The sequence below is a fragment of the Mesorhizobium norvegicum genome, assembly GCF_004919685.1.
GTDB classification, from domain to species: Bacteria; Pseudomonadota; Alphaproteobacteria; order Rhizobiales; family Rhizobiaceae; genus Mesorhizobium; species Mesorhizobium norvegicum.
The window spans coordinates 16037-42446 of record NZ_SMYZ01000013.1; the positions used below are offsets into that span (position 1 = coordinate 16037).

Genomic DNA, 26410 nt, shown 5'->3' on the forward strand with positions numbered 1-26410 from the left:
TCGCTCCAGCCTGATTCCAGTGCGCGCTGCCGACCGGCCGAAGGAAGATCTGCGCCAGCTGCAGATGATCTACCAGATGGCCGACGTGGCGATGAACCCGCGCCAGACCGTCGGCACGATCATCGGCCGGCCGCTCGAATTCTATTTCGGCATGCGCGGCAGGGAACGCGACAAGCGCGTCGCCGAACTGCTCGACGAGATCGAGATGGGCAAGGGCTTTGTCGAGCTTTCCGGCGGCCAGAAGCAGCGCGTCTGCATCGCCCGCTTGCTCGCCGCCAAGCCGAAGCTGATCATCTGCGACGAGGTCCTCGGCACTCGACCCGCTGGTCGCCAATGGCATCCTGAAGCTGCTGCTCGAGCTGCAGAAGGAAGAAAACGTCGCCTATCTGTTCATCACCCATGACCTCGCCACGGTGAAGTCGATCGCCGATTCGATCGCCGTTTGTATAGAGGCGACTTCGTCCGCTACGGGTCGAAAACTGCTGTGCTGCAACCGCCTTTCGATGCCTGTACCGACCTCCTCCTTTCCTCGGTACCAAAAATGGGGATGGCTCGGCTTGATTCTCTTAGGCTGGGCAAAGGGATGACGCCCCTCACGATACGAGGATCACGCAAGACGCATTGATCCTGGGTAGGGCTTCAAGCAGGTCCTGTCCGGCCTGCTCGTCGTAGTTCTCGAGCTGTTGCGCGCACTGGCGAAGGACCGTGAGTCGCAGCTTTACCAGCAGTAATCCACTGGGAGGACTCTTAGGTGCCCCCTGCTCGGCACTTGGCGTGCTCTCGGCTGTCCCGGATGGTCCCACCATACGCCGAAAATCGCTCATCTCCGGCGGGGACCGGATGGCACCGTCATACCGGTTACTAACTTTGTCGGGATTGTCGATTGTTGGACAGCGATGTGTTTGATAAAATCAACGGCATTCATTTATGTCATTGATAAAACGAGACAATACGGGCTGACAACCAATCTGTGGATTTGGCACGACTTTTGAACTCCCCCTCGTTGGGCGGCGGAAAGAATGCCGACCGATTGCGCACAAAACATCTTCCAGCGACCGCTTTGTTGGCGTTGACAAAACATTGCGACCTTTCCACCGAGAGACGGTCGTTTGATCGCTCGCAGGGAGCCACAACCAATGTAGTTGGAGCGCCGAAATAGAGTGCCCGAACGGTTTTCTTGTGCCTCAACAATGCCTTTACCGAACACCGCTAAAGAAGGTGCCGGGGTTGAATTCTGTCGATATCTCGACCAGACTAATGGTGTTGCTCAACCTCAAGAAATCTTCGATCTGCTGGTTGCTTTTGCGCAGAAGCTCAACTGCCCTTGGATCGCTTACCGCCCTCTTACATCCGACCAAGAAATCTTAGAGCAGCTCTGCCGCGATCCAACGGCTATGCTAAATTACCCTAACGAATGGCAGAAACGATATTTCGACATGGGGTATTACAAGATAGATCCCATCATCAAGAAAATCCGACAGCGACTTGGTGCCCTTCATTGGAAGGACGTTTACGATGATGCTACCACCACTGAAGATGAACGACGTATTTTCGACGAGGCTGCCATGTTTGGCCTGAGGGCCGGCGTTACGGTTCCATTGCACGGGCCCAACGGAAAGTTGGCCATGATGAGCTTTGCTCAAAGCTCGAGTTACGACATGCCTAGCAAAATTGTAAAATACTTGGAGTTGTCTGCATTTAATTTCCAGCTTTTAATTGACAAATATGGGGCGTCGTGGGGCGCTGGCCAAGACGTGACTTGTCTGTCTCCAAGAGAAAATGAGTGTATTATCTGGGTTTCGAGGGGTAAATCCTCCTTTATAATAGGAAAAATACTCGGCATTTCCGAAAACACTGTCAACTTCCATATTAAAAAGGCTATGAACAAATTGAATTGTAGCAGCAGAACGGCTGCGGTTGTAAAAGCATTGAAACTTGGAATCGTTGACATCTGAACCTAACTTCCGTCTCCGAACGGACTGTCCGTTGGTCGATTTGACCCCGAGGATAAGTCGAGGACTGGACGGCTGCTTAATCGATTGTATAACCGATCAGGTTCGAGGGGAGACGGGCGTGAACCTGCAAGAATATGCCGAACTAAATAAATGGACAAAACGGCACCGTGTGCCGCTTCTATTCAATTATAAGGTTCCAACTTAAATAACGTCAGTATGTTCCTGACTATCGCCCTACAGTGAGCAGCTGGCTTGTCCAGAAGATTAGCCTGCTCATCCGTCCACCACATGGCTCAGAGCACTTCGCCTGGCGGTGCGGAGATGTAGCAGGACGCGTAGATATAGCCGGTCGTGCGCTCTAGGCGATCCTCCATGCCGAGTTCGGCCATAGCCTTCAGGATGGCCCGCCGTTCCGTCGGTGTGGAGAAGCGGGATTGGCGTTGTCTGAACCGCTCTGCGAGCCTGGTTTCCAGCGAGAAATCCCGAAGGGCCGCCGCGATGTCATCATAACTGAAGGGGTGCCTTGCGAAGGCGACGACCCACGGGCGTGAGCCCGCCGAAGCCTCATAGACGCGTGCAAAAGTTGCCGCAGTAGCGTAACCCACGCAGCCTGTGCTGATGAGGATATCCGCATCTGCGAGTGCACCACGTTCGTTGAGTGTCAAGTCACGGGTTTCCAGATCGGCCGTGATCCCAGCCTCTAGCAGGCCCATGTCAAGCGCATAGTGAACAGCCCGAAATGATGGATCCACGCCGACGAACTGGATGTCGTCACGGAGGCGCTGATCGAAAAAGGTGCGATGCTCGGCTTTCTGTCGGCACGACAGCGATCCCCTGGGGCCGAGATAAGCAGCATACAGATCGTCGAGACCGAGATCTGTTCGCAGTAAGGCAGCGTTGATACCATAGGAGCAACCGACATCGATGATTTTCAACCTCGTCTTGTTTCGAACACGTCGATAATCGGCGAAGACCCTTTCGAAGACCGGTTTGGCCCGGCCTGGGATCATATAGTCCTTCGCCAAGCACAACCGAAGATAGGTATGCGGCAACGTGCGATTGTAGGTTGCCGTGAACCGTCCTTCGACCCATGCGTTCGGCCGCGCTCTGTACTTGCTGTTTGATGCAGACCTGCCATGCTCATTCTCTTTTTCGTTCGATCGATCATGGTGACTCACGATATAATCTCCTCGCCAGCTTCTAACGCCTTCCGAGGTGATTTCAAAACTCGTGCCAAGCTGAGCAGAGAGCCATAAAGGCGAGGTTCTCCAAATTAACTCAATGGTTTACATACGAGCGCAACGAGGAGCCTTCGAACATTATGATGTCGCGCACGCAACACACATCGCCTTCCAGGACGGCTTCTGTACGTCGCACTCTTCTAGTCTTGCTGTGTTATAAATGGCGTCGGCAGCATGGACATCGTGGCAGCGTCGCGCCAGGATGTGGGCGAGCCTAGTCATGATGGTGGCGATGGAATGCCGTCCGGTTTGGGAGGGAGCGGCGGCGCCGCCAGGTCAGTAACCTTCGCAAGCATAGGTGTCCGCTCTCGACCTGCCTTACAATTCGCTCTTGACCGCGCGGTGTCAGCCCGGGCCATCTTATGGATATTCTCCGGTTTCTCCGAAATCACTGAAGCTTTGACAAACCTCAGCTTTCCCGGATGGACAACCTATTAAAGGCTCACAGCGGAATAACGGAATAACACCCTGCCGTCGGCCATGCTGGCGAGCCGGGAATTGGCAAGGGCGACGCGATGGGTATCGCGGCCGAGAAAGGCCAGCATTGGTTGGGGCCGCACCGGCACCATGTTCGCCGGCGAGCAGGCAGCGATCACGCCCGATATCTTGTGCACTTCGAAGGGACTGACGGGCGGCTGGCTGGCGCTTGCGGTAACGCATGCCACCGATGCGATCTTCCGCGCGCATTTTTCCAGCAATCGCACACGGAGAGCCCGATCGCCTTCACGGCAACGCTGGGCCAATGTCGCGATCCGGAACGATGAGGTTGGCAGTCGGCTCGAGCAGGATCCTGATCGCCGCGTGGAGGACGATATCACTCTTGTGGTCGACAAGGTTGCCGACCTCGGCAGCGCCCGTAGGCCATGATGTGGTTACTCGAGCATGGGCTGGACTTGCCTGCCAGGCGGCAACAATGACGACGTGTCCGGCGCAAGCCGAGTTATGGCGACCATCCACCGGATATTCGTGAATCCGATCTAAGGCGGCGCCAACGGTGCGAGGAATGGCTTGTATCGATCCTGGGCACCCATGAAGGCCATGTCAGTTGGGAATGGGCTGAGGCGATCCGCAAGAAGCTGACCGACAATGTGACCACTGGCAGGGCATGGAGCCCCAAGCATGGCGATACATTGCTGGCCCGGATTTGTCAGCTGCCGACGCTGTGGCCGCAAGCTCACGTGTAATATACGGGCGCCAAGCACAACATTCCGCGCTATTCCTGTTGGCTGGACCTGCTCCACAATAGCGAGTCGCGCTGCATCGCCTTCGGCGGTGGATGATGCGATTGAAGAAGCACTCCTGCGTGTCGTCGAGCCCGGCGCGATTGCTGCCGCCGCCCAAGCCGAAGCACAGGCAGCCGATTGCCGTGACCAGGCCCGCGACGTCCTGCGTCGCATATCCGTTCGAACTGCGGATGGGCCAAATCCCGGTGCGACATGAGTTTTGCCATAGGCGCGCCCTCAGCCGCGATCTGGAAGCTGCTCGCTACTCCTCCGACCGGCCTTGGAAATATGACGCCGCCGATCCCGAAACCGGCCGGTTGCCGCTCAACTGCGGCTGGTGCTGTGGCGGCTTCAAGGCGACACCACCAGCGGCTATGCTGTGCCTCGCCCCCCTTCTTGCCACCGGCGCATCTCACAAGACCGCCGGCGCATACCGGTTCGACCGCTTCGCTCGGGGCCATGTGATCGACGAGCGCGGCGCCGGCGCGCAGCCGAATCTCCACTGAAGCCGGGCTATGCTAATCTCTGGGCTCGCGCGACGCACAGGAATTCACCTATTTCGACGAAGCGCGGCTGATAGACCGTCCAGCCCGGGTGCGCGCAACGCCGAGGCCGCCTTCTGCGGCTATGTCTTCCTGCGCGACAACCCGGCAGGCGTGCACCGGGAACTGTGGTTCCATGAACAGGGCGGCCGATCCTGGCTGATCGTGAAGCGCAATACGGTCACACATGAAATCCTCGGTGTGGAGCAGGTAGGCGAAAATGGGCCTTCGGCTTGCTCCGGCGGGTATTGCGTCCGGAATCTTTTCGACTGGCGCGTCGCTTTGTTCGGGAGCGGGAACGGCGAGATGCACGCTCGAGGAAATTGGGATCGCGGCAAGCTTGCCCGAACTGCCATGCGCCGTAGACGAAGGCTACACAATTGTGCCCACCTTCTATGTGCCAAGCAAAAAGCGCGCCTAGGCCCTGCCGCAGAGAAGGGGGCCGTTCCACAGCCGTTACTTCCATTTATAGGCCCCATTTTATTCAAACCCACCACACGGGTCTCTCTTTCCCATCGCGCTCGGCGCTGAATCTCATTAATCTCGACACTAGCAGGTCCATTGCTGCCTTTACTTACAGTTTTGTTTTGCTGCTGCCATGACGCAGAGTAGTTCAAACATTAGATGTGCGGCTACCAGTTGAGTGTGCCCGGAGGGGTCGTACATCGGGGCGATTTCACATATGTCGGCCCCGATGATCTGTCGGGCTGTGAGCGAGCGAATAATCACTTGGGCGTCCCGTGGAGAGAGCCCGCCGATTTCCGGCACACCGGTTCCCATGGCGCAGCCCGCGTCGAGGCAGTCGATGTCGAACGATACATAGGTCGGGCCGTCCCCCAGGATCTGGCCTATTTCCTCAATTACTCTGGCGCGCCCCAAGTCTTCATATTCGTCGATGGTGATCACACGCATTCCGACTTCGTGGCCGAAGGCTGTGTCATTTTCGCTGTGTTGGGTGCCCCGTAAGCCGATCTGGATCATACGCGTGGGGTCCACCAACCCTTCTTCGACCGCGCGTCTGAATGTGGTCATATGATTGATTTTTGTGCCCAACGCTTCATCGAGTGTGTCTGAGTGGGCGTCGAACTGAACCACACCCACGGGCCGATCCTTCGCGATCGCCCGGAGGATCGGCAATGGAATCGTGTGATCGCCACCAAGCGCCAGCGGCCACGCGCCTACGCTATGGATCTCGTCGAATGTAGCCTGGATAAGATCGATGCTCTTAAGGCGCTCGTACGAGTGGACGGATGCGTCCCCGACATCGGCGACATTCACTAGAGAAAACGGGTCGATCTTAGTCGCAGGATTAAAGGGCCGGAGAACCCGTGACGCTTCCCGAACCGCGGCCGGTCCGAACCTCGATCCCGGCCTCATGTTCGTTCCGAGGTCATAAGGAACACCAACAAGTGCGATATCCACACCTGGACCAACAGACATCCGCCGAGTGCGCATGAACGTCGCAACGTCCGCATATCTCGCGATTTGACTGGGATCCAAAGGACGATAAGCCGGATCGTTTTTCATACTGATTACTCCATGTCACAGCGCGCGCGTCCTCGCGAGATGTGCCACCTACGTAGGCAAAGCGGATCTATACAAGAATGTCATGCGATTGGACCCCGTTTGCGAATGGAGAACATCCTGTTAACCTGCTTCATCTGAGGGTAGTTGCCGGCCGCGAGAAACGTGGCGGTTAGATCGTTTGCGTTAATGAATTCCAAAAGGAGATCATCACGTGCATTACTTGCGAATCCCAAGAGTATGCTGCCGGACTCTGTGAGAAATTCTGGCCCTTCTGATAGAAAACGTCCGAGCAATCTATAACCCGGGTCGATAGCAGCCCGTTCGAGATTATCCCTGTATTCGTAATCATCTGACGTTAATATCGATGGATGGTTCCAAAATATATAGTCGAATTTTCGATGGGGCGGAATATTGCAAAAAACGTCACTTTCGATTACGTCGACGTTCTCAATACCGTTTCTTGCAGCATTTTCTAGCGTGTTCGCGACCGCCTTAGGATTTATATCACAGGCTACTAACGACAGCGCACCGTGTTTCGCGAGGTACAGTCCTGGGAGGCCGAAACCGCAGCCGATCTCCAGGATTCTTTTCCCGGCAACGGGGGGGAAATTCTCTGTATACCAACGCCAACTGTGGAAATCTTTTGGCGAAAGGACGCTTTCGTATACGATCAAATCCAGTCCAAATTCCTGCATATGCAGCGGGAAAGTGTACTGTTGGCTGAGTTTGAGCTTCGTCCTTATCTGTTCAACCTGTTCACGATCCGTCATATGCCTGCTATCCTGTCACTATACACAATAAACCCTCCGAAAACTCCGTCTGGGTGAACTTAGGCGTCGTAGAAAGACGCTCGTTCATGTCATGGCTCCCCGGAAGTCGAGATTGAATGGAGCAAATCCAGTGTCAGTGTCATACCCGTCGATACGTGCTGATACATGCGCCGAGAATTGAGACGTATTTCCACGACATTATTCTGAAACCATTCATACGGCTTGTCACTGAACTTTCATCCAATGGCGATTAGAGTGTCGGCCCCTATTGGACCGCTCCTCAATGCGCTCGGCTGGCACTAGTGGATGGAATCCGGCACAAATGATACAAATGCCTTACGGAGAATGGTCGTTCTGCATCGGGAAGAGCTAAGTAGGGAGGCGATGATATGTATCAATGATGAGACGGACGCATCATTGGCTGTCCCGTCGAATATGAACGGTAGTTCAAGAGGCATTTTCGTTTTCCTTAGTCGCTGACAGGCTTAGAAATATAGTATGTTGACATGTTTTTGGAGCTACCATCTCTGGTGGCTTGATACAGGCCGCGATACAACGACCCGAACGGCACGTAAGGCTGATCGCAGGTTTCTGTGGCTATAGAGCTACACCGGTTGCCACCGCCGGCATCGCCGGATCGTTCGTAAGCGTCACGAGCGTGGCACCTTGCGGGATAGAGTTGTGTCGCGGAGATTTGCCGCCTGGTTTGCGAGGAGCGCAGGCGGATGAATTAGAGCGACGCTTTTGCCGTGCATCAGACATAGCCGCTGACTATCGTCGCGTCGAGGTGACTACGGGCCGGCGGACAAGGCGCGCGTCGTTCCGGCAAGTCGCAAAGCGCGGAGCCGGGTGCCAACATCTCGGCGGTCGCGCGGCGCTGGGGGATCAATCGCGGCTTCCTTTCGGCGTGGCGGCAGCAGGCCGGGCTGGTGAGACGGAAAGGGTGCAAGCAAGGGGACGTCAGAGCTGCAGTTTGTGCCGATCACGATTGCAGGTGAAGATCGGCTGCACGGCCGCGAGGGCGGACCGAGCGAGCAGGTTGGCGATCTTGCTGTGCGGGATCTGCAACGACGATGCAAGGCCCTCTAACCGACATGGAATATGCGCCTTATGATGTCGGCTATTTGGGAGACGTTGTCTCGGCGCATAATGCTGAAGTGGTCTCCATCGATGACATGAACTTCGATGTTGCCTCCTACTTGGTTCCACCCCCATGTCGGATCAGCGGATGACACATCCTCTCCCGGTAACAGGCTGCCAAGTGCTCCTACTGTTCTTGCCCTAACGAGGGTGACAGGGATGGGCGTCTTGCTTGCCTCGAGCTGCGACGCGATTATGGCGTTTGCCCAGTAGATGGAAGCGCTGCACCTAAAACTCACTTCTAGCGTTTCGCCATGACATGCAAGATCCAACGCCTTGAACGCCTCAGTGGGGTTTGCTGACAGCATCACGTTGAACGTCTCCTGATCCAGCAGCCGACCAACGCCCTCCACCGACACTCGTGGGGATGCGCTAGCGGGGATATCCAAGATCAACACGCGACTAACCTCGACCCCTTGCCGATGAAGCTCGATGCCAACCTCGTTGGCTATTTTCCCCCCGAAGGAATAACCGAGCAGCACCACTCTTTTGTCTCCTGCTGCATCCTTGGCACGGGCTGTCATGGGGGCGATGATATCTTGTGGCTTAAGTGAATTTCGCCAGGGATCGATACCCTTTGGATATTCGAGTATGTCGAATGGAATATTCCCCAGCAGCGGAACAAGCCCCGCGAAATCCATCGGCTCTCCCGTAATGCCAGGAATGAGAAGAAGCCGTGTGTCTTTGAGGGACCAAGGCTCCGGCTTGGAACGGGGACGGCTGGCAGCCTGGGAAATCTCCACCGAGAGACGACGCGAGGTTCCGCTGCTCATGATTATTGTCGACGAGACAGACGTCCCGAAACGTTTCCGCAAGTCGTTTCGCAGTTCGATCAGGAGCAAAGAATCCAGGCCGAGGTCACGCCATTCGAGATCCGGATCGATGGTTGCAGCATCCCGCCTTCCAAGAAGCGCGGCAACCCGCTGCGTAACGACGCGCAGAACGTCGGCTTCGCTTTGACCTTGATCTGTCAGATGATCAGCGGGCTGCGATGTGATCGCATGGTTTGCATTGGTCTTTCCGAAGTCAGGACCTATACCTGCGGAAACATTCAACGCCTCCATGCGAGATGGTTTCCGGGCAATAGCCACCCCAAGTGCTGCAGCGCCCTGCTCGTTCGAAAGTCCCGCATCACCGCGTTCGAAATACCTCTGTGTCAACTCCGCGTTGTCGGCAAATGCAGCGGAATTCTTCCACACACCCCAATTGACAGATGTCGCCGTGAGTCCGATCTCGTTCCTGTACCGGCTGAGGCCATCCAAGAAGCCGCAGGCCGCGGCATGCAACGCCTGCCCCGCCTCCCCTCGAGAAGAAGCAGTCGACGAACACAGAATGAAGAAATCAAGAAGCCCCGGCTTACTAAAGAATGCATGAAGATTGGCTGCCCCACCCGCCTTTGGCGGCACCACGCGCGCTATATCGTCGTGATTGATTGAGCTGATTATTCCGTCCGCAACGCTGCCCGCAGCATGAATGATGCCTCTGATCGGGCGTTCTGCTTGGATCTGTTCTAGGCATAAGGCGAGCGCCTCACGGTTCGAGACATCCACGGTATGAACTCGAACCGAGCAACCGGCTGCCCCCACGCCTTTGATCGCCTCAAGACGTTCTTCAGTCGGAACGCTGCGCGAAAGTACATCGATGTGCTTCGCTCCATATTCGCTCAACGCTTGGAGCATCAAAGGCCCGATGCTGCCGAGCCCCCCAGTTACGAGGTAGGAAGCGGTACCGTCTAGTCGATGAGGGAATTCCAACGCAAATGGAATCTCCTGCGGTTGAGCGACAGCTCGCTGCTTTCCATCATAGACCACCACATCGGCGGTATCTTCCAGACTGCAATCTAGCTCCCTGGAGATGAGGTCAGGTAGCGATTTTGGGTCGACATGCCCGACCTGAATGCACAGCAGGCGCGGGCAAGCTGTTTCCGCAGCAAATGACCTGGCGAAGCTGAAAGCAGCCTCTGCGATACCTACCGACGTTCCATTCGCGCAATCCTTGCGGGAGACCATGATGATTGGGATGTTTGTACCAAGATCGAAGGCACCAGCCACTCTTGCGAAGAGCGACGACATACTGGCTATGGCACATTCTAGCTCCTGCCCTGCATGGGCAGCCGAGGGCAGAAATATATCGACCGGAATGACAAGGTAGTCGACATTCACAAGATCCCTAGCAATTTCTGCGGGGTCTCGCGCTTGCCAAAGGCCGACTATTGGCAAATCCAGAGGCGCATCCTGAATATCGTTGGAAAGAAACGAAGCAACTGCGCCGCGCATCCGTCTGACCGAACCTGCTGTTGGGAGGTCGCGAGGGACGAGCACCTCCTCGCGAATGGTTAGGCGCCCCTCAGCGCCCGGCCCGCTATGATCATAATCGCCACCCTTCGCGCGTTCGATCTCAATCTGCCGGAAGCCTATTCCGTCCATGACGACATGGCCGGCTAAATTCCTAATGGTGAAGTCGAACAGGCTCTCGCCATCACTTCGCCTGCAGTTCTTCACATCACATAAGGTCGTAGTGGCCGCCTCCTGGAACATGACAACACGATCAATCCCTACGGGGACGAAGGCCCCTCCCACATGACCATCACGGAAGACCGCTTCGATGACCTGAAGAGCTGAATCAATCAGGACTGGGTGGGCTCCGAAATACTCGCCATCGTCCCGAAGGCTCAGGGGGAGATGACACTGTGAGGTGCCAGATGTCTTCCCGGCGGACACAAAGGCGATAGATTTGAATGCCGGACCGAGGAAAACCCCTTGCGCCTCGTAGCGCTGATACACATGCTCCGGCAATACCTCACATAACCCCTCCTCCGGAGAAACTGCGGCGCAGGCTGCCAGCGTGCCTCTTTTGACGCGGGCCGAGACTACCCGGATGGCTTGATCCTCGCCTGTCGGCGCAAGCTGCTTCATTTCGATCCTGAGTTCGGATTGATTCGGACCCTGTATCAGATCGATTTCCAGGATGGCTCCGTGCGTAACATCTGCGGAAACCATCGAGTGGATGCGGAAGTTCAATATCTCAACGCATGATGTCCCCAATGCTACCGAGGACGCTTCGGCAACCATATCGAGTAGGTATGTGCCCGGAACGACGCGCACTCCATCAACCATGTGTTCGCCGAACCAGACCTTCCGGATTGCTTTGCGGTGTCGGCTGATTAGCTTGGCGTTTGTATCCGTAAATACTTGCTGAATTGTCTGGTCTCCTAAAGAGACCGCCGGTGGCGCACATAGGTATTGCTTCCTGCGAAATGGATAGGTCGGCAGGGAGACGCGGCGCCATGGAGCGCGAGGAGCGAGGTTGTCGAATTGGGGATCGATGCCAAGCATAAATAGCTCGGCAAGGGCTCTGAGAAACGTTCCCAACTCGTCGGAGCTGCGGCAAGAAGCAATCCACGCTCTCCCCTCGCATGGGTCATTCTCCATGCCGAGCCCGAGAAGCATGGGTTTTGGTCCGAGCTCGATAAATACCTTCGATCTGTCGTCAAGCATATACTGAAGCGCATCGTGGAACCGCACCGGTCCGACGAGTTGGTCCGTGAAATACTCGACCCAGTCCAGGTTTCGCTGAATAGGAGTACCTTTTACCGAAGAGACAATGGGGATCATTGGGTCGGTGAAGCGCAGGTTCGCGATGACGGATCTGTATTCATCAACGATGGGACGCATTTGCTCTGAGTGGAACGCATGCGATATTGGCAGTGGAGTGATCGTACAGCCCGAGACTTCTCCAGCGGCAACGAGCCCTGCCACGAGGTCGGCTTGACCGGATAGTACGACCGCGTTCGGCGAGTTGAACGCCGCGACGGTGACACCATCGCTCAGCTCGGAAACAAGAACGGCAACATCTTCCGCGTTCCCCATGGCTGCGGCCATCGCGCCCGATCCGGATGGAAGTTCCGCGGAAAGCCGTCCTCTCTCGGCAACAAGGAGGCACGCATCTTCCAGGGATAGCGCACCGGCGGCGACCAGCGCCGCAACCTCCCCAAAGCTATGACCCGCGACCTCCGCAAATTGCACCCCAAAGGAACGAAGAAGGCAGGTCATCGCGTACTCGAACGTGAAGATCGCTGGCTGCGTGAACTGGGTACGATTCAGTCTTGCATCATTGGCAGGTGTTTCGTCGATCACCTGCTTGAGGTCGATCCCATGACTGCTCCGTATGCACTCAAAGCAATCCTCCATCGCCTCTCGGAAGGCCGGAAACGCAGCGGAGAGCTCTTTCCCCATGCCTGTCCATTGGCATCCCTGACCAGTGAAGAGACCAACGATCTTTTTCGGGGCCAGGCTGTCGGAGGGGGACAACACCCCTGTGATGACGTCGTTGAGAAGTCGGGACAAATCGGCCTTGCTTGACACTGTCCAACCAACCCGAAACCGTTCTGGCCGGCGGCCAACGCAGCAGGTCATGCAAATATCCCGCAATCCGAGATTTTCGCCGGAGACCGCAAGGAGGTCATAGACCTCCTGACACAGATTGATCAACTGCTCGGGGCTACCCGCCGATAGCACAAAGAGTTCATTTTGCTGAAGAGGTTCCTGTGCCTGCCCGCCACGGGGGTAACCACCCTCGAGAATCATGTGACAATTGGTCCCTCCTATTCCCAACGAACTGACCGCTGCTCGCCTGGGTCTCTTCGACGGACAATTCCAATCCTGGGCCTGTCCACTGGCAATTCTCAGGCGGGTTCCCTGTAGCGGCACACGCTTGTTTGCACTCCGGAACGTCGGGATGGCTGGAATCCTGCCCCGGTGAACACACAGAGCTGCTTTCAGAAGGCCCGCTGCACCTGCCGCCTCGTCAAGATGGCCAATGTTCGCCTTCAGGGATCCAACAAGGCATTGTTCGACGACCGCGGCAGCACCATATGTTGCCGCCAGAGCTGTGATCTCAATCGAGTCTCCGACAGGTGTACCTGTCCCATGGGCCTCAACGTAATCAATGTCGAAAGCGGTGAGACCGGCATCATACAGAGCTGCGTTGATGACATCGATCTGACCCTCCACGCTTGGTCCAGTATAGCTCAGTTTGCGAGCGCCGTCGTTGTTGACCGCTGACCCAACAATGGTAGCGATAATCTGATCGTTATCGTGGACCGCGAGATCATAATCTTTGAGGACGAGAACCGCGCATCCGTTCCCGAACAGAGCTCCGTCGGCCGCGGCATCGAAGGGTCTGCAACAGCCAGTCGGCGAAAGGATTATACCGTCATGAGCAAAATAGCCGATATGCTGCGGAGTGGAAATTGACACGCCGCCGGCAACTGCCATTTCGGCCTCTCCTGCGCGGATCGCCTGGACGGCATGGTGAACAGCAACCAACCCCCCGGAGCAGGCGGAACCTATCGTGAGACTGGGACCTGTCAGGTTGAGTTTGTGCGATACCCTCATCGAAACATGCTCTGGAGAGTTGCCTTGTTCGATGAGAATTTCTCCCACGTTCCGAATAAGACGATGGCTCAGAAAGGGCCCATCGTCTGCATGCATGACTGACGGCAGTATGCTGTTGATTAGATATGTGCTCGCGCCGCTCGCCGAATAGACACCGGTCCGGTAAGGAACCGCCGTCGGCGCATAGCCGGCATTTTCCAGAGCGTGCCAGGAGCACTCAAGGAAGACCCGATGCTGCGGGTCCATCAGCGAAGCTTCGCGATCACTGATGCCGAAGAACTCGGCGTCAAAATGGTCGTGGTGATCAAGGAAACCGCCCCTCCTCACAAAGTTTTCGCAGGAAGACAGAGCCGGTGGGTCGTTCTTGGATTCCGAAATAAAAATTTGATTGCTGATAAGGCCTTCCCACAGAGCATTTACGGAATCGGCGCCGGGGAAGCGGCCTGCCATGCCAATGATCGCGACGGACTTTCGTGGAGAGGGCGTCGCGGATGTCGATGCCACTTCGTTCTCGCTGCTGGTGGCGCGGAATGCCGAAGCCTTGAGGATCGATTGCAAAGTGGTCTCATCGGAAATAGCGGACACAGAAATGTCGATGTGCAATTCCTGCTTCAATCGTGTCACCAGTTGCATCGCACTCAGCGAGTCGCCGCCGGCCGCCCTGAAGCTTCGATCCTTTCCTCCGGGAAGGACGTCATTCCAGATTTCAGATACGTGCTGCTGAATATCTTGCGGCTGAACGCGAGCCGCTGCGGCAACAGCGGAGGCCGCCATTGCCTCTAGCGCTCGACGATCCACCTTGCCTGTCGATGTTTCCGGAAATACTGAGAGTGTGTGGATGCGGTAGGGAACGGCCGTGGCATCCAATGCATCAGTGATCAGTGTTCGGATGTCCTGCTCGAGCACATCACACTTCGGGTCTTCTGCCACTGTTACGAAGGCCGCGAGTTGCGTTCGCCCACTGACCTCGACTGCCACGACGGCAGCCTGGTTCACATATCGAGAACGCTCCATCGTCGTTTCAACGGCTGCGACATCGACTCGTTTGCCGCGGATTTTCACCTGCCGGTCGATCCGTCCTGTGATTGCGATGCTGCCGTCGGGGAGGATGACGCCGAGATCTCCGGTGAGGTATTCATCTGCCACACCTGTCGAGGCTGAAGGTAGGGGCACTAGATCGTTGGTGTCGGGCTGCATGTATCCCATGGCAACTTGACACCCTTTGACAACAATGCGCCCCTCAGAGCCTGGATCAGATGATATTCCTTTCGACGTGAGGACGCCCACGTTCATTCCTGCGATGGGGAGGCCAATCGATGGCAGATCCGGCCATTGTTCGGGATCTCCCGCGAGTTCCAGAGATGTCACATCCTGCACCTCTGTTGAGCCGTAGTTGTTGTAGAGCGCGGCGCCGATGAGTCGGAAGAATGACCTGATAGCCCCAGTGATCTTCAGGGGTTCGCCGGCCGTGGTGACGTCATTGAGATAAATCTCTTCCGCGAATGCAGGCGCTGCCAACGCCAACTGATTCAGTACACTGTATGGCAGATATGCCTTTTGGATCCGGGATGACGATAGGAGCTCCAGGAGCAGGCCGGCATCTAGTCGTTGCTGCTGTGTTGCCAGAACCGCTGTTCCTCCCGAACTGATCGCGGAGAACAGTTCGTGAAACGCGATGTCGAAGTGGAAGGAGGCGAATTGCAAATGGACCCTGCCAGGTTCGCATCCCCTGAAGACGATGTCCCATTGAACCAGGTTCGCAAGCCCACGGTTCGACATGAGCACGCCCTTGGGCGTTCCCGTCGTGCCGGAGGTAAAAAGCAGGTAGCAGCCCGTTTCGGGAGTGGAGAGGTTTTCAACCCTCGAAATTTTTTTTCCGGCCCGCCTCACACGAATCGTCTCGACGCCGAAGGACTGCAGGAGCCGCGGAACGGTCGGCCCTAAGGGGGTCTTGGCAGTAGCAACGATAGATCTGGCCCTTGAGGCCCTCAAAATGTTGCGGATTCTCGCATCGCTCGCCAAAAGGTCGAGCGGGCACACCGTCGCCCCGCGAAGCATGATCCCGAGGATGATGATCACGGTATCGACGTGACGCGAGGGGTTCATCAAGATGACATCCGCGACGCCAACACCGCGCATTTCAAGCTGTCGCGACACATGCGATGCATGACGCAACAGCTCTTCGTAGGTGATCCGTTCGTCGCCGCACTGGACCGCGATCATTTGTGGAAACTTTCGCGCGCACTCCATGAATTCCTGCGACACGGTGCGGCAGGGCGCGGCAGACAACGGATGTCCGTTCGAGGTCGTGTCTATCATGATGCCCCGGGGCTTCTGCTCTCAATAGGCCGACGAGAGTTCTTTAGACGCGATGTCGTGGACCTCATCCCCGTTGAGAGATGGAAGGAAAACGCAGACCAGACGGAGGTCTTCCTCGTCGGCGATCAGGTGGTGGGCGTCGTTCTTATCCAGTGCATACATTGTCCCCGGGACGACAGGATGCTCCTCGCCAGTGATGTCATCGCGAACGCGCCCCTTCCCGGCTATACAGTAGCAGGTCTCGACGTGATTGCGGTATTGCAGGAAGGACGAGGTTCCGGCCTTCACGATCGTGTCGGTCAGGGAATAGGGAACGCCGTCGGCTTTGATCAGGAACCGACGGCTCCTTCCGTTGCCCCAGGGGAGGTCACGCTCGGTCCCTTCGATATCCTCAAGCTTGCGAACTATCATTTGAATATCCCTCTGTTTGAGCCGGGAGTACGCCAAGATTGGGTCAAGGCACCCTCTCAAGGCAACTATCAACGTTGGTAGTTGCCTAAGCTCAGCTCGCGGGCGCCTATTAGCTTGTTAGTAGGCGCCAGGGCTTTTTCCTCGATTTCTAATCCGTATCGAAACGAGCAAATCTGGCTAGCAGATAGGCTTTTCGGGATTGAAACGATCATGACATGGGGACACATCGCCGATCATAAGAACGCTGCCTCGCCCCCTGGCTCTGACAAGATGGGCCCAGTTAAAGAAGACCCAGCATTTGTCACTGCCGGAGTGCCGAGCTCCATCTCTCCGTATATCGGCCCGCCGTACCTCTCGAGGATGGTTTTGACCGCTTCCGATCCGCGATCAGGACTTTATGACGGCCTGAAGTCGGCCCGGCCGCCGAGAACGTCGTTGAAGAGAAACTTGTCTACTGAGATAGAGCCTCTTCCATCGCTAAATTTCCGGCTCCCGGCCGTTCTGCGATTGGGCGCCGTGGTGATTGCGTTCGAGGAATGGTCTTCGACAGAAAATCATCCCTGTCGGAGTTTCCTTGGCGAAGATGATAAAGATCGCCTTTCGAGGCTTCGAAGTCCCCTTTCACGAGCAGAGTTTATCGCGGGAAGAGCAGCTCTGCATCATGCCGGAAGGGCCCTCGGCCACGATGTCAGTGCGATGCGTATTGCTTACGATCCAAATTCGGGAAAACCATACTTTGACTCACTCGACGCTTGCTTCCACTTCAACATAACTCACACGATCGGTTTGGCCGGCTGCATCGCCTCTAGAAATTGTCTGGTTGGCTGTGACTGTGAGAGATGGGATCGCGCCATAGATATAGAGGAATTCTCATATTTTTTTGGCAGACGGTTTCTAACCAGGAGAGAATGCCTAATTGAATGGACAAAACTTGAAGCATCGACAAAGCTGAGGGGTCAAAATTTGACCGACAAGGTCGGCAGTACGGGCAAGTTGCTGTCACCCACCTTTATCCAAACCGACAAGATCAGAATCGATATCCCTATTCCGCAAGTTACTTTTGATGTTAATAGGAGATTTGTTTTCAGCTGCTGCGCCGAATTGACACCCCACGCTTGGCGGAGAATTAGTCAGCCCCACGCCAGACGATGATTGTCACATCCTATATCAGGTTGCCATGGACCTCCTACCCACCGGCCGGTGGATGGATGGATGTCCACGAGGCACCTCCCTGGGGGCTCGTCAACAAAGTGTTGCCGAAGGAGAAGCTCAAAGAGCGGGAGGTCGCGCCTGCTTGCGCAGCGGACCGCCTCTGACGCTGCTATCAAGGTCTTTACCCTTTTCGATGCCTCTAGGGTCTCACGAAACCCTGAGGTTCCGGGCCGACGACCGATGCATCCCCTGGCGAAATGCCGAAGTCTAGAATGGTTTTGTCGACCTGAGCCCTGCCCGCCGGACGCGGGATAAAAACAAACTCCTACGTTATTTCAATGACTTGTGCCATATCCGCCAACCGCGCGAATTTTCAGGTTATGACCTCCAGCAGGGCGGCAAGAGGGCAGTGCCAATGCGGCGGTCGGCTGAGAGCGATCCTATACAATCGAAAGACGAGCTCCCCTGCGGGCCTTGCACCGGACCCAATGAGAGCGAGCCAGGTGGCGTAGAGGGGGCGACGACGACAGGCTCGGCGGGCGCAGAGGCCGTCATAACGTCCCTCTGCTCGCCCTCCATCTAATTCGATGTCCTCCCGGCTTTCTTTCTTTGGCGCAAAGCGGTGCTGCCTGTCCAAAACCTGACAGCGACAGGCACATGTCGGCTTCAGGACAACCGGCTCATCTTGATAGAAGGCGCTTTTCCAACGTGAAATCGTGCGCCTGCTGCGCGGCGAGCGCGATGGCACGGCCTTTGCTGAATGAACGTTGCTGATTGAGACACCAGGCAACATCAAGGGAAGGCCGACTGCATGCAGATGCGCGAGAAGAGAGCTGTCCCTTCTTGAAGCCTGGTGGCCTCTCCGAGAGGCTCGCGGAAGAAGTTTCGCACCTGCGGCAACAGCTTTGGAGAGCAGCATGGTTTTGCGAATGGAGTCACCGGCTCCTTCGATCAAAGTGGAGAACTGGCTGCGTGGCGAGCCCATTACGTATTTCCAATCAGGCAAAGTGTACATTGTCGAATTTTGGGCCACTTGGTGCCGACCATGTGCGGCCGAGATGCTTCATCTGATGCAGCTCCAGAACAACTACAAGGAAAGTGGACTTGAGGTCGTCGGAGTCGCGGCCGATGAAGACACTCCAACAGCCATTGAGGCTCGGACCAAATTGGACGCGTGGCTGACCGAAAACTGCCCGGATCTGAACTATCGGATCGCGTTCGACTTCGCAGGTGAAATGAGCAAGCTTTGGAGGGAACCCAGCTTTGCTGTCGGGATTCCGACCTCGTTCGTGATCGACCGAGACGGCCACATCGCCTTTATTGGCCATCCGAGCCAACTCGATGGGGTTTTGCCGGAAGTGCTCAACGGCAGCTGGCGCACCAGCGACAAAGCCAAAGCCGCCGATACGCAGCGGATTGCCAGAAGCGAACCCATGGCGCGCGAACAAGCGTTGAAAAAGCCGATCAACGACAGATTCTGGGCGGCAGTGAAGTTGGAAAATTGGAAGACGGCGCTCTCCGCAATCGAAGAGGGCATTGCCTTGATGCCGTACGAACTCAATTTCCGCCTGGCTCATCACCTGGTGCTGCACAAGATGCAGGACATGCGGACCGGCTTGCCCCTCATGCGCCAATTGGTCCGCGACGCGATCGACAGAAACTCCGAGGATTGGATGATTGCGGCGCTAGACCAACTCTTCCATCCGGCTAACGACCATTCGTTCTTCCCCTCTGCTGAGCGTTTCGCGATGGGCAAGGAGCTGTCCGAGCACATCCTTGCACTGAATCCCACGCAGGGCGATCGCCCTAAGTTCCGGTCTTATCCAGCGGTCGCCCGGTACTATCATGAGAACGGCAACGAAAATCGCGCGATCGAGTTACTTGAGCTGACACTAAGGTCGCTGGGCGGTCCGGAGCCTGTCTCGGCCGAGTTGAAGGAGCACCTTCTACCCGATTTGCTGCAGGCCCTGGCCAACTACAAGGGTGAGAAGGTTTGTTACGGCGCTGTCAGTGCGGCTCCCCAATACAAGCCTCCCGAAGGGGCCAAATTGCAGAAGAATACCTAATAGTGGGGTGGTTGGAATGTTTACTGACCAATTGGTCCAATGGACATGACGCCAAGTAATCCCTCTGCGGCACAAGGCGGATTGTTTGTAGCCCCTCCAAGTCATACATCATGGCATCGACTTAGTTTGAGACATCTTGGATGTCCTGCGCCTCTGTCTCGAAACGGAGTAGGTCCGAAAGAGTCGATTGTGTGCCCTCGATCTGCGACGAGAGCACCGCTTCCTTCCTCACAAACATACAGAGCCAAGACTTGTGTCACGAGGCAGAACTCGCGGCCGCGTGAGGATCGGCTCGTTCGTAGCCGGCCTGGTGATGCAGCAGATCGGCCCCGCTGTCACGAATAAGCTTGGTGATAAGTTCACAGAGAGGCAGAGCCTGATGGAACAGCAAAGCGAAACCATCCTCCCTGACAGCGGGCGAACTGCGACGTCTGTAGCGGAGGTCGTCTCCTCGGGGCTTTGTATCGGCTGCGGACTATGTGAGGCCGTTACGACCGGCCGAGTCCCCATGCAGATGACAGAATATGGGGGGCTCCGTCCGTCAAGCATCAACAAGTTCACTAAACAAGAAGAGGACAAAATCTTGGCGGCTTGTCCGGGTATCATCGCAGAGTTACGGCCTGACAATGCACCCAACACAGATTTGATATGGGGTTCGTATTTCTCGATGAACTACGGGTGGGCAGGCGACGCAGAGCGCCGTTTCGCATCGTCCAGCGGAGGTGTGCTCACCGCGCTCGGATGCCATCTGCTCAAAACCAAAAAAACGAATTTTATCCTCCATGTCGGACCGGACCCGGACATGCCCATGCGGAGCCGATGGGTGATGAGTAGGACGGCTGAAGAAGTCCAGCGCAATGCCGGCTCACGTTATGGACCAGTGGCTCCGCTCGCGGGACTTGAAAATGCCCTTCAACGTGAGGAGCGATTCGCAATCATCGCGAAGCCTTGCGACCTTGGGGCGGTGCACAGGCTATCGAAGGTCGACGATCGCGTCGACAGGGTCTGTGTCGCGAGGCTCACGCTGGTCTGCGGCGGTCAATCGCGGCTCGGCAAATCGACCGCACTACTCAACGAGTTTGGGGTCCTTGAGTCGGAATTGACGCTCTTCCGGTATAGGGGGTTTGGCAACCCCGGTCGAACCCGCGTGGAGACGCGGGACGGGAGTGCGTTCGAAACCACCTATGCAGAGTTTTGGAAAGAGGAGGCTGGATGGGATTACGAGACACGCTGCAAGTTCTGTCCTGACGCCCTCGGAGAAGCGTCCGACATAGCCGCGACCGATGTCTGGCCGGGCGCCAATCCAACCAAGGAGGATGCGGGTTTCAACGGGGTTATATGCCGCACGCAAGCTGGCAAAGATCTGCTGGACGGGGCAGTCGCCGGGGACGACCTCGTCCTAGGTGACCCCATCACACCTCGCCAGTTCGATTCTTTCCAGCCCCATCAGGTGCGCAGGAAGCTCGCGTTGCGGGCGCGCTTCCAAGGTCTGGCCCAAGCGAACATGCCGATGATCGAGACCGTCGGATTGAGACTCGACAAATTGGCCGAGGCTTTGGACGCTCATCACCGTCAGGAAGAGACGTCGGCCACCATCCAGCGGGCGCTTGCGGGTCGTTTCAGCGAACCATTGCGAAGCTGATATGGCGGCGGCGGCGGCAACATTACACCAAGGGTCATGAAGCTCGACCGAAGTGAGCCCACTTCTCGCTTCCGATTGATGTGATTGTTTCGGGTTGGGCGATGAGCTTCTGCCAAGCCTCGCAGCCGGCGTCGATGAAAAAATGGCGTCGTGGCCGTCGAAGACGAGGTTGGAGAGCCGGTTGGCGCGCAGATATTGCCAGACGTTCTCGACCGAGTTGAGTTCCGGGGCTCGCGACGGCAGCGGCACCGGCGTGATGTTTTTCGGCACCTTCAGCTTGGCGGTGGTGTGCCAGCCTGCACGGTCGAGTAGCAGCACGGCGTGCGCGCCGCGCGCCACATGGCGGCTGATTTCGTCATCGCGAACCGATGCCTTACACGCGGGCTCGGCCAGAAAACCGACGCTTTCAAGTATTTCGGCCGATTGGCGCAGACGACGCATGGATTCGCCGCACGGACCAACGGCTGCCCTACTATAGAGCACTATTTCGGAAAGGTGCCTTGGTGACCGCTTACCATTCAGACTGGTGTGACCGGTGATCAATACCGACGCAGCGGCGCCGATGCCGAAGCGATCGAGTCCGTTCCGTACGCCGGCGAGTAGAACCGGGTGATTGGCGAGGCCTAGATAGTCGTTTCTGGCAAAAGTCGGATAAGACGATAAGACCTGCAGTCGATGGCGGGGAGCGGCCCCCTCCGGCTCGTCAACAACACGTCGCCGGCGAAGCAGGTTTGCGCCTCAAGCAGGCGGAGCCGGCTGCCGATCGCCTCCAGCAGATCGAGCCCGGCGTCAGCCATGAACTTAGGCACTCGCGGCCGCGAGGTCTGGCAGACCCGCGGGAACTCGAAGGGGGGTGAAGCGCAGCGGCAGGGTATCGAGACTGCGATAGGCCGCGTTGTTGCCCCAGACGTGCGTGTCGTCGGCCAATGCCAATCCTGGTAGTCGCCGCATGGCGGTGCGCATGGCAATCTCCGCCTCCAGATAGGTCAGTGCTGCGCCGATGCAAACATGCGGGCCAAGGCCGAACGACAAGTGCGCTCCCTGGTTCCTGTTGATGTCGAGCACATCGGGCTCCGTGAACTTGGCGGGGTCGCGGTTAGCAGCGCCGATCAACGGGATCACCAAGTCGCCCTTCTTCATGGTTCGGCCATGCATCTCGACGTCCACCTTCAACCGCCGACCGGTGTACTGCACCGGGCTGTCGAAGCGCAGCAGCTCTTTCAATGCTGGCTGCAGCAGAGCCGGGGTCTCGATGACGTTCCGCCATTGGTCCGGGTGCTGCAGCAGCGCCAGCATGCCGTTACCGAGGAGGTTTCGCGTCGTCTCATGCCCGGCAAACAGGAGCGTGCAGCACTGCGCCAGCAACTCCTTGGTGCTGATGATGCTGCCGCCTGCCTCGGCCGCCAGCAGTTGGCTGATCAAGTCATCGCCGGGATGCTCGCGGCGCTGCGGCAGGAGCTCGAGGAAATGACCATTCATGGCGACGGCACCGGCTTGAGCCCGCAGCGCAATGTCCATGGTTGGCGTCGGAGCGCCGACGAACTCGGCAATGTCGTCCGACCAGGCGACAAATTCGACCCGATCGCAGGCGTCGATCCCGAGCATCTCGGCCATGACCAGTGCCGGCAACGGCCGTGCAAAATCGCTCATGAAGTCAAAGTGGAGCGAAGCGGTCTCGGCAAGCTCAGTGATCCGATCCAGCAGGGCATCGACAATGGCCTGTATCTGCGGCGCCAGCGCCAACATAGCCAGAGGCCCGAAGCCCGCGCTCATGACTTTGCGCAACCGGGTATGCTGCGGGGCGTCGACGAACAGCAGCGAGCGCGCGAAAATGCGTTTGAAATCGCGGAGCTCCGTCGTTGCCCCGGGTCCGCTGCTGTTGGCCCAGCCTCCAGCCCGCCGAACAGAATAGCGCGCATCGCGCAGCACGCTGGCGACGTCCGCATAGTCGGTCAGGAGCCAGGCGCCGTCGCAGAAATCTTCGTTCCAATGCAATGGCCCACGAGAGCGCCAGCTGGAATAGAACGGATAGGGATCGATCAGAAACGAGCTATCAATCATCTCTCGGCCTCTTCAACGCTAGTCAAGCTCATCGGCGGCTGATGTCCCCGCTGTCGCACTCCCCTGGCAGGGAGAACGAGACGAGTTCCGAGCGAAACCGCTCTTTGACGAGGGCCAGGGGCACCCCACCCTCGCTGATGACCACGGCTGTATGCTCGAGGATCACCTCAGGAGGCTGTTGTCCGTCCTGGTCCAAAGCATAGCTTGGAAAGCACCTGTAGAGGGTGCGTCGAGAGGGAGCAAGCGGAGCGATCACCTGGCCGAACGGCAGCTTTGTCGTTGCGAGGGTCTCATTCATTCTCGGCAGTAGGCGCTGCGGCAGGAACCAGTTCTCCGCTTCGACTAGGGGGACATCAGCACGAACGAGCTGCACCCGCCGGTAGACGATCGGCTCGCCGGGCAACACCTTCAGAGCCTCCAGGACGTCCTGGCCAAGGGCCACAGCGTTTCCTTGGTGGTGACAGATGACCGTGATGGCTCCGGTCGAGAGGCTATGCTCCTCGCACCATGCCTGAAGCGTTGCGGTGGCGGTGGTGCCCTTGCTCAGACGTTTGTCGAGATCCTGGGCCATAGCTCGAGTATCGTGGAGCGGGGTTCCTACTCGCATCATGACCTGAGGGTGAGTGGCTCGCCTGTGCCTTCGATGGCCGAAAGCAGCCCCCGTCCAACGCCTATTTCCATGGACGGGTTGAGAACCATATTGTCGATCAGGCGGATGGCGCCGATATAGGCGGCCGCACACAACACCGCCGGCTGCGTAATAGGCCCGGTCAGACGCGGAAGGGTGGCCGGGTCTCTCAGCTCCAGATACTGGATCTGATCCACGTCCGCCATATGCTCCAGCGCAAACTCCACCAGCATCCGGGTGTCCCCCTCTCCCTGCCGGGAGGCACTCTCAGCGGCAAAGAGCCCCTGGCTCATGCCGAGCCCGTCAGCTTCTCGTACGGTGGGCACATTGATGATTTCCACGGCTAACTTGAGATCCTGTACCATCTGCCGTTCCACGGCACGTTGTTGAAAATCCTTCTGGCCGAAGAAGGCGAAGTCCGGCTGCACGATGTTGAACAGCTTGGCAACCACCGTGGCCACACCGGGGAAGTGCCCCGGCCGGACGGCGCCCCCACAGGGGCTCGGCCAGGGATCCCGGCTCGACAAAGGTCTGGAAACCCTCACACCGCTCTCTTTCGCCACAGCCTCAGCCATGGCGACGATGTGCGACTTCACGAGATCATAGCTCTGGCTTCGTCATCATGAGCGGCACCATCACCTTGGGCACCACCGGACGACCGTTTGTCTTGACGGCCTCCACCGCCGCCTGCAAGATGGCACGCGCCTGCATCTCGGCGATCTCCCGATCCGCACCGCCAAGCGGCGGAATCCGAGCATCGGGTTGAACTCGTGCAGCTCTATGCCGTGGCGCTTGAGCTCGCTCAGGGTGCGAGGGGCCCTGGTCGTAGTAATAGGCGCAGACTTCCGTGGTGATGGTGAAACCGGGCGGCACCGGCAGGCCAAGGTTTTCGGCGTGATTGGCGCCCTTGCGGCCGAGTTGGTTCTTCATCCCCGCCCGGCCTTCAGCCTTCCCGTCTCCGAAGTGTAGACCCACCGAGTCATCGCTCAACCCCTTGGCTCGTGAAAGGCCCTGCTGCACTGCAGGTGTCGTCGACTATTTTTGATAGAGACTCCAGGCACATTGCGACGCCCATGCCGCCGCCGATGCACAGGGTTGCAAGACCCTTCTTCGCGTTGCGGCGACCCATTTCGTGCAGCAAGGTTACGAGCACGCGCGCGCCGGATGCCCCGATCGGGTGGCCGATGGCGATCGCGCCGCCGTTCACGTTCACGATGGACGGATCCCAGCCCATGTTCCTGTTGACGGCAAGCGCCTGGGCGGCGAAGGCCTCGTTCGCCTCCACGAGTTCGAGGTCCCTTACCTTCCAGCCCGCCTTATCGAGGGCCTTGCGGGAGGCGGGAATCGGGCCCGTGCCCATGATGGCCGGGTCGACGCCGGCGGTGGCCCAGGAGGCGATTCGGGCAAGCGGGGTGAGGCCGCGCTTCTGCGCTTCCGACTCCGTCATGAGCACCACGGCGGCGGCGCCGTCGTTGATGCCCGAGGCGTTGCCGGCCGTCACCGTTCCCTCCTTCGAGAAGGCGGGTCTGAGCTTAGCGAGCGCGTCGACGGTGGTGCCGGCGCGGATGTACTCGTCCTGATCCACCACAATGTCGCCCTTGCGGCTCGTGATCGTGACGGGCGTGATCTCGTCCTTGAAACGGCCTTCCTTCTGAGCGGCCTCGGCCTTGTTCTGGGAGGCGGTGGCGAACTGGTCCTGCTCCTCGCGGGTGAGCTGCCAGCGCTGGGCGACGTTCTCGGCAGTGTTGCCCATGTGATAGCCGTTGAAGGCATCCATGAGACCGTCCTTGAGCAAGGTGTCCCCGAGCTTGAAGTCGCCCATCTTGGTGCCGGCGCGCATATGGGCCGCGTGCGGAGCGAGCGACATGGATTCCTGTCCGCCCGCCACGATCACGCGGGCATCGCCGTTGGCGATCTGCTGCATCCCGATGGCGACCGTGCGAAGGCCGGAGCCGCAGAGCTGGTTGAGGCCCCAGGCGGTCTTCTCCTGCGGGACACCCGCCGCCATGGCGGCCTGACGGGCCGGATTCTGGCCTTGGCCCGCGGTGAGGATCTGGCCGAGGATCACCTCGTCCACTTCTTCGCCGCTGACCTTGGCGCGCTCAAGCGCCGCCTTGATGGCGATCGCGCCTAGATCGTGGGCCGGAGTGTTGGCGAAAGCGCCGTTGAAGGAGCCGACCGGCGTACGCGCGGCTCCGACGATGACAATGCTGTCCATACTAGTTTAACCTCCATTGTTGCGTATCATGTTGAAATTCGCTGGAGCCCGTTCCTCCTACTGGTCTCATCTTGAAGTCCATAGCAACCTAATACACTATGAATTATAGCCTTTATCAT

Annotated in this window: 13 protein-coding genes and 9 pseudogenes; 9 read left to right on the top strand and 13 right to left on the bottom strand. The window is 57.6% G+C overall.

Annotated features, from left to right (window positions below; translation table 11 throughout):
* Positions 1-22 precede the first annotated feature (22 nt).
* Together FCU66_RS06015 and FCU66_RS06020 are read left to right on the top strand one after the other, a co-directional pair.
* Positions 23-625, top strand: a pseudogene (locus FCU66_RS06015) (ATP-binding cassette domain-containing protein); the annotation flags it as partial.
* Positions 626-1160: 535 nt separating this feature from the next.
* Complete coding sequence (locus FCU66_RS06020) at positions 1161-1955, top strand: LuxR family transcriptional regulator (RefSeq protein WP_246093809.1); 795 nt, start codon at positions 1161-1163, stop codon at positions 1953-1955.
* A 293-nt stretch (positions 1956-2248) separates the two neighbouring features.
* On the opposite strand, the gene FCU66_RS06025 is transcribed toward FCU66_RS06020, so the two are convergent.
* Together FCU66_RS06025 and FCU66_RS41830 are read right to left on the bottom strand one after the other, a co-directional pair.
* Positions 2249-3133, bottom strand: coding sequence for a hypothetical protein (locus FCU66_RS06025; RefSeq protein WP_246093811.1), 885 nt, complete (start codon positions 3131-3133; stop codon positions 2249-2251).
* A gap of 515 nt (positions 3134-3648) precedes the next feature.
* Positions 3649-3750 (bottom strand): annotated as a pseudogene (locus FCU66_RS41830) (transposase); the annotation flags it as partial.
* On the opposite strand from FCU66_RS41830, the pseudogene FCU66_RS41835 reads away from it, so the two are divergent.
* From FCU66_RS41835 to FCU66_RS06040, 3 genes and pseudogenes are all read left to right on the top strand, one after another.
* Positions 3743-3904, top strand: a pseudogene (locus FCU66_RS41835) (aminotransferase class III-fold pyridoxal phosphate-dependent enzyme); the annotation flags it as partial. The pseudogenes FCU66_RS41830 and FCU66_RS41835 overlap by 8 nt on opposite strands.
* An 832-nt stretch (positions 3905-4736) precedes the next feature.
* Positions 4737-4925 (top strand): annotated as a pseudogene (locus FCU66_RS41840) (sarcosine oxidase subunit beta); the annotation flags it as partial.
* Between the two features lie 9 nt (positions 4926-4934).
* On the top strand, positions 4935-5492 hold the full coding sequence (locus FCU66_RS06040; protein ID WP_206077160.1) for a sarcosine oxidase subunit delta: 558 nt from the start codon (positions 4935-4937) through the stop codon (positions 5490-5492).
* 39 nt (positions 5493-5531) lie between these two features.
* On the opposite strand, the gene speB is transcribed toward FCU66_RS06040, so the two are convergent.
* Both speB and FCU66_RS06050 read right to left on the bottom strand, forming a co-directional pair.
* On the bottom strand, positions 5532-6488 hold the full coding sequence (speB, locus tag FCU66_RS06045; protein WP_136620294.1) for an agmatinase: 957 nt from the start codon (positions 6486-6488) through the stop codon (positions 5532-5534).
* Positions 6489-6568: 80 nt separating this feature from the next.
* Positions 6569-7258: a methyltransferase gene (locus FCU66_RS06050; RefSeq protein ID WP_136620293.1), complete on the bottom strand. Its 690-nt coding sequence runs from the start codon at positions 7256-7258 to the stop codon at positions 6569-6571.
* Positions 7259-8103: 845 nt separating this feature from the next.
* Here FCU66_RS06050 and FCU66_RS41845 point away from each other — a divergent pair.
* Positions 8104-8256, top strand: a pseudogene (locus FCU66_RS41845) (hypothetical protein); the annotation flags it as partial.
* Positions 8257-8343: 87 nt separating this feature from the next.
* On the opposite strand, the gene FCU66_RS06060 reads toward FCU66_RS41845, so the two are convergent.
* Both FCU66_RS06060 and FCU66_RS06065 read right to left on the bottom strand, forming a co-directional pair.
* Positions 8344-16113 (bottom strand): type I polyketide synthase, encoded by a 7770-nt coding sequence (locus FCU66_RS06060; RefSeq protein WP_136620292.1) that lies wholly within the window; start codon positions 16111-16113, stop codon positions 8344-8346.
* A gap of 21 nt (positions 16114-16134) precedes the next feature.
* Positions 16135-16524 (bottom strand): ectoine synthase, encoded by a 390-nt coding sequence (locus tag FCU66_RS06065; protein WP_136620291.1) that lies wholly within the window; start codon positions 16522-16524, stop codon positions 16135-16137.
* A 1159-nt stretch (positions 16525-17683) separates the two neighbouring features.
* On the opposite strand from FCU66_RS06065, the pseudogene FCU66_RS41850 reads away from it, so the two are divergent.
* Positions 17684-17839 (top strand): annotated as a pseudogene (locus tag FCU66_RS41850) (carnitinyl-CoA dehydratase); the annotation flags it as partial.
* 754 nt (positions 17840-18593) lie between these two features.
* Positions 18594-19742 carry a TlpA disulfide reductase family protein gene (locus FCU66_RS06075; protein WP_136620290.1) on the top strand — a complete coding sequence of 383 codons (1149 nt, stop codon included), beginning with the start codon at positions 18594-18596 and terminating at the stop codon, positions 19740-19742.
* Between the two features lie 124 nt (positions 19743-19866).
* On the opposite strand, the pseudogene FCU66_RS06080 reads toward FCU66_RS06075, so the two are convergent.
* Positions 19867-19989: pseudogene (locus FCU66_RS06080) on the bottom strand (Fic/DOC family N-terminal domain-containing protein); the annotation flags it as partial.
* Positions 19990-20409: 420 nt separating this feature from the next.
* Between FCU66_RS06080 and FCU66_RS06085 the strand changes: the two are divergent.
* Entirely contained in the window at positions 20410-21384 is a 975-nt protein-coding gene (locus FCU66_RS06085; protein WP_425462841.1) for a Coenzyme F420 hydrogenase/dehydrogenase, beta subunit C-terminal domain, read from the top strand.
* A gap of 34 nt (positions 21385-21418) precedes the next feature.
* Here FCU66_RS06085 and FCU66_RS06090 read toward each other — a convergent pair.
* The 6 genes and pseudogenes from FCU66_RS06090 to FCU66_RS06115 form a co-directional block, all read right to left on the bottom strand.
* Positions 21419-21741: pseudogene (locus FCU66_RS06090) on the bottom strand (transposase); the annotation flags it as partial.
* Between the two features lie 444 nt (positions 21742-22185).
* Entirely contained in the window at positions 22186-23445 is a 1260-nt protein-coding gene (locus FCU66_RS06095) for a cytochrome P450 (protein ID WP_136620288.1), read from the bottom strand.
* 28 nt (positions 23446-23473) lie between these two features.
* On the bottom strand, positions 23474-24016 hold the full coding sequence (locus FCU66_RS06100) for a hypothetical protein (protein ID WP_136620287.1): 543 nt from the start codon (positions 24014-24016) through the stop codon (positions 23474-23476).
* 35 nt (positions 24017-24051) lie between these two features.
* Positions 24052-24525 (bottom strand): pantoate--beta-alanine ligase, encoded by a 474-nt coding sequence (locus tag FCU66_RS06105; RefSeq protein WP_246093813.1) that lies wholly within the window; start codon positions 24523-24525, stop codon positions 24052-24054.
* A gap of 84 nt (positions 24526-24609) precedes the next feature.
* Positions 24610-24861: pseudogene (locus FCU66_RS42755) on the bottom strand (putative PEP-binding protein); the annotation flags it as partial.
* Positions 24862-25052: 191 nt separating this feature from the next.
* Positions 25053-26291 carry an acetyl-CoA C-acetyltransferase gene (locus FCU66_RS06115; protein ID WP_281285501.1) on the bottom strand — a complete coding sequence of 413 codons (1239 nt, stop codon included), beginning with the start codon at positions 26289-26291 and terminating at the stop codon, positions 25053-25055.
* Positions 26292-26410 lie beyond the last annotated feature (119 nt).